The sequence below is a fragment of the Intrasporangium sp. DVR genome (assembly GCF_040365325.1).
In the GTDB taxonomy this organism is placed as follows: domain Bacteria; phylum Actinomycetota; class Actinomycetes; order Actinomycetales; family Dermatophilaceae; genus Intrasporangium.
In genome coordinates, this window is record NZ_BAABZW010000016.1 from 88,868 (window position 1) to 102,482 (window position 13,615).

Consider the following 13,615-nt stretch of genomic DNA (forward strand, 5'->3'; position numbering starts at 1 on the left):
GTCCACATGCCCTTTGTCATGCCAGGGGATTGATCACAGCCAGAAGGACGGTGAAGATGTCGTCGCACACCCGCCAGCGCGCACTGTTCAGTGCCCAGCCGGAGGACTCCGGGTTGTACCGCCGCGAGTTCGAGCACGACGCCTGCGGGGTCGCCCTCGTCGCGACGATGAGGGGCACGGCCGGCCACGACATCGTCGACCATGCGCTGACGGCGCTCCGCAACCTCGACCACCGCGGCGCCACCGGTGCCGACCCCCTCGTCGGCGACGGCGCCGGAATCCTGACGCAGATCCCCGACGCGTTCTTCCGCGAGACGGTGCCGTTCGCTCTTCCCAACGTGGGAGCGTATGCCGCCGGGCTCGCCTTCCTGCCCACGGACCCCGAGGCCCGGGCCGCCGCCAAGACGAAGATCGAGGCGCTGGCCGTCGAGGAGCACCTCAAGGTGCTCGGGTGGCGCGAGGTGCCCGTCGACTCAGACCTCGTCGGCGAGGCCGCCCGCGCGTGCATGCCGCACTTCGAGCAGCTCTTCGTCAGCTCCTCCATGGGCCGACAGGTCGCTCTGGGGCTCGACCGTCTGGCGTTCGGTCTGCGCAAGCGCGCCGAGCGGGAGGCCGAGGTGTACTTCGCCTCCTTGTCGGCGCGCACCATCGTCTACAAGGGCATGCTCACCACGGGACAGCTCGAGCCGTTCTTCCCAGACCTGTCCGACCCGCGCTTCGCGACCGAGCTCGCTCTCGTCCACTCGCGCTTCTCGACCAACACGTTCCCCTCGTGGCCGCTGGCGCACCCGTACCGCCTCATCGCCCACAACGGTGAGATCAACACCGTCAAGGGCAACCGCAACTGGATGCGGGCCCGGGAGAGCCTGCTCACCTCCGACATCATCCCCGGCGACATCGAGCGGCTCTTCCCGATCTGCACGCCGGGTGCCTCGGACTCCGCGAGCTTCGACGAGGTCCTCGAGCTGCTGCACCTCGGTGGCCGGTCGCTCCCTCACGCCGTCCTCATGATGATCCCCGAGGCGTGGGAGAACCACGAGTCGATGGACCCTGCTCGACGCGCCTTCTACGAGTTCCACTCGATGTTCATGGAGCCGTGGGACGGCCCGGCCAACGTCTGCTTCACGGACGGCACTCTCGTCGGTGCGGTCCTCGACCGCAACGGTCTGCGACCCGGGCGCTACAGCGTCACGGACGACGGTCTCGTGGTCCTCGCCTCGGAGTCTGGCGTGCTCGACCTCGACCCGGCGCGGGTCATCCAGCGTGGCCGGCTCCAGCCGGGCAAGATGTTCCTGGTCGACACGGAGCACGGGCGCATCGTCAGCGACGACGAGATCAAGGGGCAGCTGGCGACCGGCAAGCCCTATGCGGAGTGGCTGCACGCCGGGCTGATCCGGCTGGAGGACCTGCCCGAGCGCGAGCACATCGTGCACACGTCGGCCTCGGTGGCCCGTCGGCAGCAGACCTTCGGCTACACCACCGAGGACCTGCGGATCCTCCTCACGCCGATGGCGAAGTCCGGCGCCGAGGCGCTCGGCTCGATGGGGACGGACACGCCGATCGCCGTCCTCTCCTCCCGCCCACGCCTGCTCTTCGACTACTTCACCCAGCTCTTCGCGCAGGTGACGAACCCCCCTCTCGACGCGATCAGGGAAGAGCTCGTCACGTCCCTCGGCACGACGATGGGGCCCGAGGGCAACGCGCTGTCGGCATCGCCGGCGCACGCGCGCCAGATCGTCCTCACCTTCCCGGTCATCGACAACGACGAGCTGGCCAAGATCGTCCACGTCAACGCGGACGGCGACCTGCCCGGCTACGCGACCCACGTGGTCCGGGGGCTCTACGACGTCACCGGGGGCGCGGCCGCCATGCGAGACCGCCTCGACGAGATCTTCGCGGAGGTCTCGCAGGCGATCACGCGTGGGGCGCGCTTCGTCGTCCTCTCCGACCGCGACTCCGGCCGGGACCTCGCCCCGATCCCGTCCCTCCTGCTCACGGCTGCGGTGCACCACCACCTCATCCGAGAGAAGACGCGGACCCAGGTCGGCCTGCTCATCGAGGCGGGTGACGTCCGCGAGGTCCACCACGTCGCGCTCCTCATCGGCTACGGTGCCGCCGCGGTCAACCCGTACCTCGCGATGGAGACGGTCGAGGACCTCGTCCGGTCCGGCCAGATCGAGGGCGTGACGCCCGAGCAGGCCGTCAAGAACCTGATCAAGGCACTCGGCAAGGGTGTGTTGAAGGTGATGTCGAAGATGGGCATCTCCACGGTGGCCTCCTACCGCGGCGCCCAGGTGTTCGAGGCGATCGGCCTCTCCCAGGACCTCGTCGACCGCTACTTCACCGGCACCGTCTCGCAGCTCGGCGGGGTCGGCCTCGATGTCCTCGCGAGGGAGACCGCCGAGCGGCACGCGAAGGCCTACCCGCCCGACGGCGTCTACCAGGCGCACCGGGTCCTCGACGTCGGTGGCGAGTACCAGTGGCGTCGTGAGGGCGAGCCGCACCTCTTCGACCCCGAGACGGTCTTCCGCCTGCAGCACTCGACGCGGCAGCGTCGCTACGACGTCTTCAAGCAGTACACCGAGCGGATCGACGACCAGACCTCCCGGCTGATGACCCTGCGGGGTCTCATGGGCTTCAAGCCCACGGGCGTGACCGGTCGTCTCCCCGTGCCGCTCGACGAGGTCGAGCCGGTCAGCGAGATCGTGAAGCGCTTCAACACGGGCGCGATGAGCTACGGGTCCATCTCCCAGGAGGCCCACGAGACCCTCGCCGTCGCGATGAACCGGCTCGGCGGCCGGTCCAACACCGGCGAGGGCGGCGAGGACTTCGACCGGCTGCTCGACCCGGAGCGGCGCTCGGCCGTCAAGCAGGTCGCCTCGGGGCGGTTCGGCGTGACGAGCCTCTACCTGACCCACGCCGACGACATCCAGATCAAGATGGCGCAGGGGGCGAAGCCGGGGGAGGGCGGCCAGCTGCCTGGCCACAAGGTCTACCCCTGGGTGGCCAAGACCCGGCACTCCACGCCCGGGGTCGGCCTCATCTCACCGCCGCCGCACCACGACATCTACTCGATCGAGGATCTGGCCCAGCTGATCCACGACCTCAAGAACGCGAACCCCGCGGCGCGGATCCACGTCAAGCTCGTGTCCGAGGTCGGGGTCGGCACGGTAGCGGCGGGGGTGTCGAAGGCACATGCCGACGTCGTCCTCATCTCCGGCCACGACGGGGGGACCGGGGCCTCGCCGCTGACCTCCCTGAAGCACGCGGGAGCCCCGTGGGAGCTCGGGCTCGCCGAGGCCCAGCAGACGCTCGTCCTCAACGGGCTGCGTGACCGCATCGTCGTCCAGGTCGACGGGCAGCTGAAGACGGGACGTGACGTCGTGATCGCCGCGCTGCTCGGCGCAGAGGAGTTCGGGTTCGCGACGGCGCCGCTCGTCGTCTCGGGCTGCATCATGATGCGGGTCTGCCACCTCGACACGTGCCCGGTGGGCATCGCCACCCAGAACCCCGAGCTGCGGGCCCGCTTCACCGGGAAGCCGGAGTTCGTCGAGACCTTCTTCGAGTACATCGCCGAGGAGGTCAGGGAGCACCTCGCCGCCCTCGGCTTCCGGTCGATCGAGGAGGCCGTCGGCCAGGTCTCGAGCCTCGACCTCGACAAGGCGATCGCCCACTGGAAGGCGTCCGGACTCGACCTCGCACCGATCCTGGCGATTGCGGAGAACCCCACCGGGGGGACCCTCTACCAGTCGACAGCCCAGGACCACGCACTCGACAAGGCCCTCGACAACGAGCTGATCACTCGCGCACTCCCGGCCATCGAGGGTGGCGAGAGGGTCCGCACCGAGATCGCGGTGCGCAACGTCAACCGCACCGTCGGCACGATGCTCGGGCACCACGTCACCCGCGCCCACCCGCGCGGACTGCCCGACAACACCATCGAGCTGACGATGACCGGCTCCGGCGGCCAGTCGTTCGGCGCCTTCCTGCCGGCGGGTGTGACGATCCGCCTCTTCGGCGACGCCAACGACTACGTCGGCAAGGGCCTGTCCGGTGGGCGGGTCGTCGTGCGCCCGCACCGGGAGACACCGCTCGTCGCCGAGGAGAACGTCATCGCCGGCAACGTCATCGGCTATGGCGCCACCACCGGTGAGCTGTTCCTCCGGGGGATCGTCGGCGAGCGCTTCTGCGTCCGCAACTCCGGGGCGAAGGCGGTCGTCGAAGGCGTGGGTGACCACGGTTGCGAGTACATGACCGGAGGAACTGTCGTCATCCTCGGGCCCACCGGTCGCAACCTGGCCGCCGGCATGTCCGGTGGCGTGGCCTATGTCCTCGACCTGCGACCCGAGCTCGTCAACCACGAGCTGGTCGACCTGTCACCCCTGCGGCCCGATGACGAGACCGTCGTCCGGCAGCTGCTCACCGACCACGTGGCCTGGACGGACTCCCCGGTCGCGCAGGCGCTGCTCGACGACTGGGCCGGCGCACGCGAGCGCTTCACCCTCGTCCTGCCGCGCGACTACCAGCGTGTTCTCGACGTCCGCGCCGAGGCGGAGGCCGAGGGCCTCGATCTCGACGGGACGGACGTGTGGAACCGGATCATGGAGGCTTCCCATGGCTGACCCCCAAGGTTTCCTGAAGACCCGGCAGCGCGAGCTCCCCGCTCGTCGGCCGGTCCCGGTGCGCATCCGGGACTGGAAGGAGGTCTACGAGGAGCAGGAGCTCGGGGTGCTCCAGCGCCAGGCCGGGCGCTGCATGGACTGCGGGATCCCGTTCTGTCACCAGGGCTGTCCTCTTGGCAACCTCATCCCGGAGTGGAACACCCACGCCTGGCGCGGCGACTGGCCCAGCGCGATCGAGCGCCTCCACGCCACGAACAACTTCCCGGAGTTCACCGGGCGCCTGTGCCCCGCGCCGTGCGAGACGTCGTGCGTGCTGGGCATCAACCAGCCGGCCGTGACGATCAAGCAGGTCGAGGTGACGACGATCGAGGAGGCGTTCGACCGGGGCCTCGTGCGCCCGCTCCCGCCTGAGCGACTCTCGGGCAAGACCGTCGCGGTCATCGGTTCCGGTCCTGCCGGCCTCGCTGCGGCCCAGCAGCTGACCCGGACCGGGCACACCGTCGCCGTCTTCGAGCGCGCGGACAAGCCGGGCGGCCTGCTCCGATACGGGATCCCGGAGTTCAAGATGGAGAAGTCGGTGCTCGACCGGCGCCTGCGCCAGATGGAGGCCGAGGGCACGCGGTTCCGCAGCGGTGTCGACGTGGGCTCCGACATCACCGGTCAACAGCTGCGTGACCGGTACGACGCAGTCGTCCTCGCCGTCGGCGCGACGGTCCCTCGGGACCTCAAGGTCCCCGGGCGGGAGCTCGCGGGCATCCACCAGGCCATGGAGTTCCTTCCGCAGGGCAACCGGGTCGCCGTGGGCGAGACGGTCCCTGACCAGATCCTCGCCACGGGCAAGGACGTCGTCGTCATCGGCGGTGGTGACACCGGGGCCGACTGCATCGGCACGGCCCACCGGCAGGGCGCCCGCTCGGTCACCAGCCTCGAGATCATGCCGCAGCCCGGGGACGAGCGCCCCGCCTCCCAGCCGTGGCCGACCTACCCGATGATCTTCCGGGTCGCCAGCGCCCACGAGGAGGGCGGGGACCGGATCTACGCGGTCAACACGACCGAGTTCACGGGCGACGCAGCGGGCCACGTCGCGGGACTCCGGCTCGTGGAGGTCGAGTTCGTCGACGGCCGCCCCCAGCCCAAGCCGGGTACGGAGCGCGAGATTCCCGCTCAGCTCGTGCTCCTCGCCATGGGCTTCCTCGGGCCGGAGGGCCCCGGGGTCGTCGAGCAGCTCGGCGTGGCCCTCGACGAGCGCTCCAACGTGCGTCGCGACAAGAGCTACATGTCCTCCGTGCCCGGCGTCTTCGTGGCCGGCGACGCCGGCCGTGGCCAGAGCCTCATCGTGTGGGCCATCGCCGAGGGCCGGGCCGCCGCGGCGGGGGTCGACGCCTGGCTCACGGGCTCCAGCTCGCTGCCTCGGCCGATCGCTCCGACGGCGCGACCACTGACCGTCTGACAGGCTCACGGCCCCTCCCGGACCCTCGCCCGCTGCGGCGGGACGGGAGGGGCCGCTCCCGTCATGGGGGATACTGGGCGCTGCGGGACGATGTTCGTCGACCCGCCCGGGCCCGGTCCCGGCCGCCACCCGACGGCCGAGCAGCACGGTCCTGACCGCCCGAAACGGCTTCCCAACGACGCGAGGCCACGTTCGTCCCACAGGATGAACGCGCCACGGTGACCCACGTCACACGACCCATAAGGTTGAGCCATGCGTCGCGCCAAGATCGTCTGCACGATCGGTCCCAAGACATCGTCCCCTCAGCAGCTCCGAGCCCTCGTCGACGCGGGCATGGACGTCGCCCGACTCAACCTCTCGCACGGGGAGCAGTCCCTCCACGCGCAGGTCTACCGCGACGTGCGGGCGGCCAGCGACGCCTCCGGGCGCGCGGTGGGGATCCTGGTCGATCTCCAGGGACCCAAGATCCGCACCGGACGTTTCAAGGACGGCCCGGTCGATCTGTCCCCGGGCCAGCGCTTCACCATCACGACCCGGGACGTCGAGGGTGACGACACCGAGGTGAGCACCACCTTCAAGGGACTGCCGCAGGATGTCCGCCCCGGTGACGTCCTGCTCATCGACGACGGCAAGGTGTGCCTCCGGGCCGTCGACGTCACGGACACGGATGTCGTCACCGAGACCGTCATCGGCGGACAGGTCTCCAACAACAAGGGCATCAACCTGCCCGGCGTGGCCGTGAGCGTCCCCGCCCTCTCCGAGAAGGACCGGGACGACCTGCGGTTCGCGATGCGGCTCGGCGTCGACATGATCGCCCTGTCCTTCGTGCGCTCGGCAGCCGACATCGACGACGTCCACGAGATCATGGACGAGTTCGAGCGCCGCGTCCCCGTCATCGCCAAGATCGAGAAGCCACAGGCGGTCGACAACCTCGAGGAGATCATCGCTGCGTTCGACGGCATCATGGTCGCCCGAGGCGACCTCGGGGTCGAGATGCCGCTCGAGGACGTCCCGATCGTGCAGAAGCGTGCGTGCGAGCTCGCCCGGCAGGAGGCGAAGCCCGTCATCGTCGCGACGCAGGTGCTCGAGTCGATGATCGAGAACCCGAGGCCCACCCGGGCCGAGGCCTCCGACGCCGCCAACGCGGTGCTCGACGGGGCCGACGCCCTCATGCTCTCCGGTGAGACGTCCATCGGCGCGTGGCCGATCGAGGCGGTCATGACGATGGCTCGGATCATCGAGTCGACCGAGGAGCACGGGCACGACAAGATCTCGCCGATGCGCACGCCCATGACCACCGTGGCCGGCGCGGTCACCAAGGCGGCCGTCGAGATCGGGGAGGTCGTCGATGCGAAGTTCCTGATCACCTTCACCGAGACGGGCGGCTCGGCGAGGCGTCAGGCGAGACTCCGTCCCCGGCGACCCATGCTGGCCTTCACCTCCGAGCCGCAGACCCGCTCACAGCTGGCCCTCGTCTGGGGCATCGAGACCTACCTCGTGCCACGGATGATGCACACCGACCAGTTCGCGATGCAGGTCGACCTCAACCTCATCCCGGAGGGCCGGGTGACCGAGGGGGACCGGGTCCTCATCGTGGCCGGCTCTCCTCCCGGCATCCCGGGCTCCACGAACGCCCTTCGCGTGCACCGGGTCGGCGACGCCGTCAACCGCGCCGCCCCCGCCTACAACCCCGACGAGGTCACCGGCTGACCGAGCCGGCCATCCGGTGCCGGCTCGTGGGGGCCAGGAAGTCGGGACATCGGTCGGAGGGCCTGCGCGCGCAAGCCAGCTCAGCGGCATACCGCACCTGTGCCCCATCCTCGCCTCGTTCCGCGACACGTCTCGCCGGTATGCTTGCCCGGCACCTTCGCCGGGGTGGTGGAATGGCAGACACGGAGCACTCAAAATGCTTTGGCCGCAAGGTCGTGCGGGTTCGAGTCCCGCTCCCGGCACACAGATAGGGTTTGACTCGTGAGCACAGACGAGAACACGGCACGACAGCAGCAACCCGGAGACGGCGGGGCGACCCGCGTCCTCGTGGCCGAGGACGAGGCGCTGATCCGCCTCGACCTCGTGGAGATGCTCGCGGAGCAGGGCTACCAGGTCGTCGGTCAGGCGAGCAACGGCGAGCAGGCCGTGGAGCTGGCCAAGGAGCTCAGGCCCGACGTCGTCATCATGGACGTGAAGATGCCCGTCCTCGACGGGCTCTCGGCTGCCGAGCAGCTGCACGAGGCCAAGCTGTGCCCGGTCATCATGCTGACCGCGTTCAGCCAGACCGAGCTCGTCGAGCGCGCCCGCGACGCAGGCGTGATGGCCTACATCGTCAAGCCCTTCACCGCCGACGACCTGCGACCGGCGATCGACATCGCCCACTCGCGGTGGGTCGAGCTGACCGCTCTCGAAGCGGAGGTCGCCGACCTCGGGGAGCGGCTCGAGACGCGAAAGCTCGTCGACCGGGCCAAGGGAGTCCTCATGACCCAGCTCAAGCTGAGCGAGGCCGACGCCTTCCGCTGGATCCAGAAGACAGCGATGGACCGCCGGCTGGGGATGAAGGAAGTCGCCGAGGCCGTGATCAACGGCTTCCCGACGAGCTGATCTCCCGCGTCCGCTGAGCGGACGCTGGACCCCTGAACGGGTCCGCAGGTCACGACACGGTCACCGATACACGCGAGAGGGGTGACGTGGCGACGCGATGGCTCTAGTGTCCTGCTCAGCCCTCGACCCGAGGGATGTGTGACATCAGGAGGACAGCAGTGCGTTCCCACATGAAGTTTGCGGTGCCCGTGGTGGTCGCCGCTCTGGCCCTGAGTGCCTGTGGCACTCGTGGCGAGGAGCCCGGCACCGGGTCCACCGGCGGCGATGGTGCCAAGAAGACCGTCAAGATCGGTGTCATCGCTCCGCTGTCCGGTGACCTCTCCGCCCTCGGCAAGGGCATCCAGCACTCCGTCGAGCTCGCGGTGCAGCAGGCCAACGCGGCCAACGCCATCCCCGGCTGGGAGATCAAGGTCGAGGCCGTCGACGACGAGGCCAAGGCCGACGTCGGCAAGAACGGCGCCACCAAGCTGGCCGCCGACGACGAGGTCGCCGGAGTGGTCGGCAACCTCAACTCCAGCGTCTCGCAGCAGACCCAGCCGGTCTTCGCCGCCGCGAACATCGTCCAGGTGTCCCCGGCCAACACCGGCCCCTCCCTGACCCGCGGCGCGGACGGCAACACCCGCCCGTACAAGACCTTCTTCCGCACCTGCACCACCGACATCACCCAGGGTGCCTTCGCCGCCAAGTTCCTGCTCGACCAGGGCATCAAGAACGTCGCGACGATCCACGACAAGAAGACCTACGGGCAGGGCCTGGTCCAGTACTTCACCGAGGCCTTCAAGGCCGGCGGCGGCACCATCGTCGCGGCCCAGACGATCAACCCGGACGAGTCCAACTACGCCCCGGTCGTCTCCAAGGTGGCCCCGGCCAAGCCCGCTGCCGTCTACTACGGCGGTGAGTACCCGCAAGCCGGTCCGCTCTCGCAGCAGATGAAGGCCGCCGGCCTCAACGTCCCGCTGATGGGCGGCGACGGCATCTACGACCCGACGTTCATCCAGCTGGCTGGCCAGACGTCCGAGGGTGACCTCGCCACCTCGGTCGGCGAGCCGACCGACAACACGGAGGCCGGGAAGAAGTTCCTGGCGGACTACGAGGCGGCCAAGTTCGCCGAGCCGTCCGCTGCGTACGGCGGCTACTCGTACGACGCGGCCAACGCCATCATCGAGGGCCTCAAGGTCGCCCTGAAGGATGCCCAGGACGTCAAGGGCGCTCGTCAGGCCATCGTGGACGCCGTCGGCAAGGTCTCCTTCGCCGGCGTCACCGGCCAGGTCGGCTTCGACGAGTTCGGCGACACGAAGGTCAAGGTCATCTCCGGCTACAAGGTCGAGGGTGGCAAGTGGACCTTTGTGAAGTCGGAGAACCTCGGCTGACCCGGATTCTCATCTGACACGTTTCGGCCAGGGGCGGGAGACACCCGTCCCTGGCCGAAACCGTCGAGTACGAAAGGTGGTTCCGGCGCCATGACAGATCTGCTCCAACAGCTGATCAACGGCCTGACCCTTGGTTCCCTGTACGCCCTGATCGCCGTCGGCTACACCGTGGTCTACGGCATCGTCCAGCTCATCAACTTCGCCCACGGCGAGGTCTTCATGATCGGGGCGTTCGGCGCCCTGGCCACGTGGACCCTCCTCTTCCAGGGCACGACTGCCTTCTGGGTGCTTCCCCTCATGCTCCTCGGAGCGGTCGTCGCCTCGGTCACCACCGCCGTCATCATGGAGCGGATCGCCTACCGGCCGTTGCGGGGGGCGCCCCGACTGGCCCCGCTCATCACGGCCATCGGTATCTCCGTGGCACTGCAGGAGGCGGTCCGTCTCTTCTACCCCGGTGCGAAGAGCAAGATCCCGTTCCCGCAGATCGACGTGGTGACCGGCCCCGCGCTCTCGTTCGCCGGCGTCACCGTCCAGCGCGCCGCGGTCTTCACCGTCGGCGCCCTCCTCATGAGCGCCGCCTTCCTGTGGTGGTTCGTCAACCACACGAGGACCGGCCACGGCATGCAAGCCGTCTCCGAGGACAAGGACACCGCCCGACTCATGGGCGTCAACGTCGACCGCATCATCGTCATCGCCTTCGCGCTCGGCGCCTTCCTCGCCGCCATCGCCGGCGTCGCCCAGGGCCTGCTCAACGCCAACGTCGACTTCCGGATGGGCTTCCTCGCCGGCCTCAAGGCCTTCACCGCAGCGGTGCTCGGTGGTATCGGCAACATCCAGGGCGCCGTCGTCGGCGGCCTCGTCCTCGGCGTTGCCGAGGCCCTCGCCGTCGGCTTCATCCCCGGCCAGTTCGGTGGGTCGGCATGGAAGGACGTCTGGGCGTTCGTCCTGCTCATCGTCGTCCTCGTCTTCCGGCCACAGGGCATCCTCGGGGCACGGGTGGTGGATCGCGCATGAGCACGGCAACCGACATCGAGACGACCTACGCCGACGAGCCCGAGAAGGTGACCCTCTGGGACCGCGTCGGCCGACCCGTGGCCCCGTTCGCCTGGCCGCTCGCCCTGGCTGGGGCGGTCGTGCTGGCCGCTGGCTGCTTCCTCTCCTGGAGCTACACCGACGAGGTTCTCGGCGACCTGTCGATCAACTTCTATCCCGGCGCTGTCCAGAACCTCATGATCATCACAGCCGTGCTGGCCGTGCTGTTCGCCCTGATGTACCGCGGACCCTTCGCCCGACTGGGGGAGTGGCTCGCGTCGGCGACCGCGCTGCGGACGCTCGGCCTCGGCACGACGATCTTCATGGCACTGGTCATCGCCCTCATCGGCGTCCAGTCCGGTGGCCTGATCAACGTCATGCCCGGCGCCTGGGTCTCCTTCGTGGGAGCGCTCATGCTGCTGGTGGGCTCCGCGGGGCTCACCCCCCGCGCCCACCGCGACCCCATCCACGCGAGCCTGCCGTCGTGGCTCGAGATCCTCACCATCGTGGTGCTGCTCTCGATCGTCCTGTTCGGTGCCGCGTACGCCCTCGACGTCAGGGACGGCACCGTGTTCTCGCTCGTGGTGCTCTTCGTCGGGCTCGTCGCCCTGACGCTCACCCGGGCTGGGTTCTTCACGTGGGTGGGCATCATCGCGCAGACCCACCGACGGGTCCTCATGCTCGGCGCCGTCGCGGTGGCGTTCCTGTTCCCGTTCACCCAGGACGGGTCGGACGCCAACATGTCGATCGCCACCCAGGTGCTGATCTTCGCGTCCACCGCCCTCGGGCTCAACATCGTCGTCGGCCTCGCCGGTCTGCTCGACCTCGGCTACATCGCGTTCCTCGGTGCCGGGGCCTACATCGGGGCGATGTTCTCGCACTCCGCGTTCGCCACTGTCGGCTGGAAGCCGCCGTTCCTCGTCGTCGTCATCATCGGCGCGCTGGTCTCGGCGACGCTCGGTCTCATCATCGGCTCACCGACGCTGCGGGTGTCCGGCGACTACCTCGCCATCGTCACCCTGGCCTTCGGTGAGATCTTCCGGCTCGCCATGGGCAACCTTGACGGGCAGGACGGACCGCGGCTGACGAACGGACCCAACGGCATCCCCGCCATCCCCGAGCTCGAGATCGGAGGGTTCAACTTCGGCGACACCCATGAGCTCTTCGGCATCACGCTCGGCCGGTTCGCGAACTACTACTTCCTCCTGCTCGTCGTCGCAGGGTTCATCATCACGGTCTTCACGCGGCTCAACAACAGCCGGATCGGCCGGGGCTGGATCGCGATCCGCGAGGACGAGAAGGCTGCCGAGGCCATGGGGGTCAACACCTTCGGCCTCAAGCTGTTCGCGTTCGCCGGGGGCGCCTTCCTCGCCGGCATGGCCGGCACGATCAAGGCACACCACGACGTGTCGGTCACCCCGGACCAGTACATCTTCCTCGAGTCCGCCTTCCTGCTGGCGGCCGTCGTCCTCGGCGGCATGGGCACCGTCGCGGGCGTGCTCATCGGGGCCACGATCCTCAAGCTGATGCCGGAGAAGCTGCGCTTCGTGGCGGACTACCGGCTGCTCATCTTCGGCCTGTTGCTCGTCCTCATGATGCGCTTCCGGCCCGAGGGACTCGTGGCGAGCAAGCGCCGTCAGCTCGAGTTCCACGAAGAGGACGAGGAGCTGGCCGACCGAGTCGAGGAAGTCCACCTCGTCGAAGAACAGGAGGCCAAGGCATGACCGCCGTCGACGAGACCGTGCGCACCGACAGCCACGCGGACGGGCCGGTGCTCGAGGCCACCGGCGTCACCATGCGGTTCGGTGGCCTCACCGCCGTCAACAACGTCGGGATGACCGTTCGTCCCGGCGAGATCCTGGGGCTCATCGGTCCCAACGGAGCCGGCAAGACGACGTTCTTCAACTGCCTCACGGGAATGTACAAGCCCACCGAGGGACGAGTCCGCCTGCTCGGCAACGACCTCCCGCCGAAACCACGGTTCGTGGTCATGGCCGGTATGGCGCGGACGTTCCAGAACATCCGCCTGTTCGGCAACATGACCGCGCTCGAGAACGTCATGGTCGGGCGCTACTGCCGGACCAGCTCCATGGCGTTGACCTCGATCCTTCGCGGTCCCAAGTTCCGTCGTGAGGAACGAGAGACCCGGGAGCGAGCGCAGGAGCTGCTCGAGTTCGTCGGGCTGGGCGCGTCGACCGAACATCTGGCGCGCAACATGCCGTACGGCGACCAGCGGCGGCTCGAGATCGCCCGCGCCCTCGCCACGGACCCGAAGCTGCTCCTCCTCGACGAGCCGACCGCAGGCATGAACCCCCGCGAGACGCAGCAGGCCAGCGACCTGATCTTCCGGATCCGGGACAGTGGGCTCGCGGTCGTCGTCATCGAGCACGACATGCGGTTCATCTTCAACCTCTGTGACCGGGTGCTCTGCCTGGTCAACGGAGAGGTCCTCGTCGAGGGCTCACCGAACGAGGTGCAGTCCGATCCGAGAGTCATCGAGGCATACATCGGCGGAAGCGCCGACGACGAGGAGGGAGACGAGTGAG

Annotated in this window: 8 protein-coding genes and 1 tRNA gene; all 9 read left to right on the forward strand. The window is 68.9% G+C overall.

Annotated features, from left to right (window positions below; all coding sequences use genetic code 11):
* Positions 1–56: 56 nt before the first annotated feature.
* The 9 genes from gltB (at position 57) to ABWV20_RS12530 (ending at position 13,614) form a co-directional block, all read left to right on the forward strand.
* A complete protein-coding gene (gene gltB / locus ABWV20_RS12490) occupies positions 57–4,622 on the forward strand; it encodes a glutamate synthase large subunit (RefSeq protein ID WP_353355493.1) in 4,566 nt (1,521 codons plus the stop codon).
* The gene (locus ABWV20_RS12495) at positions 4,615–6,072 is read left to right on the forward strand and encodes a glutamate synthase subunit beta (RefSeq protein ID WP_353355494.1); all 1,458 of its coding nucleotides are present in this window, start codon (positions 4,615–4,617) and stop codon (positions 6,070–6,072) included. The genes gltB and ABWV20_RS12495 overlap by 8 nt, the downstream gene beginning before the upstream one ends.
* Positions 6,073–6,324: 252 nt before the next feature.
* Positions 6,325–7,782 (forward strand): pyruvate kinase, encoded by a 1,458-nt coding sequence (gene pyk / locus ABWV20_RS12500; protein WP_353355495.1) that lies wholly within the window; start codon positions 6,325–6,327, stop codon positions 7,780–7,782.
* Positions 7,783–7,941: 159 nt separating this feature from the next.
* A tRNA-Leu gene (locus tag ABWV20_RS12505) sits at positions 7,942–8,024 on the forward strand.
* 19 nt (positions 8,025–8,043) lie between these two features.
* Entirely contained in the window at positions 8,044–8,667 is a 624-nt protein-coding gene (locus tag ABWV20_RS12510) for an ANTAR domain-containing response regulator (RefSeq protein WP_353355496.1), read from the forward strand.
* A gap of 170 nt (positions 8,668–8,837) precedes the next feature.
* Positions 8,838–10,037 (forward strand): branched-chain amino acid ABC transporter substrate-binding protein, encoded by a 1,200-nt coding sequence (locus tag ABWV20_RS12515; protein WP_353355497.1) that lies wholly within the window; start codon positions 8,838–8,840, stop codon positions 10,035–10,037.
* A gap of 90 nt (positions 10,038–10,127) precedes the next feature.
* Positions 10,128–11,051, forward strand: coding sequence for a branched-chain amino acid ABC transporter permease (locus tag ABWV20_RS12520; RefSeq protein ID WP_353355498.1), 924 nt, complete (start codon positions 10,128–10,130; stop codon positions 11,049–11,051).
* Complete coding sequence (locus ABWV20_RS12525) at positions 11,048–12,793, forward strand: branched-chain amino acid ABC transporter permease (protein ID WP_353355499.1); 1,746 nt, start codon at positions 11,048–11,050, stop codon at positions 12,791–12,793. Before ABWV20_RS12520 ends, ABWV20_RS12525 begins: the two co-directional genes overlap by 4 nt.
* Positions 12,790–13,614 carry an ABC transporter ATP-binding protein gene (locus ABWV20_RS12530; RefSeq protein WP_353355500.1) on the forward strand — a complete coding sequence of 275 codons (825 nt, stop codon included), beginning with the start codon at positions 12,790–12,792 and terminating at the stop codon, positions 13,612–13,614. Before ABWV20_RS12525 ends, ABWV20_RS12530 begins: the two co-directional genes overlap by 4 nt.
* The last annotated feature ends 1 nt before the right edge of the window (position 13,615 follow it).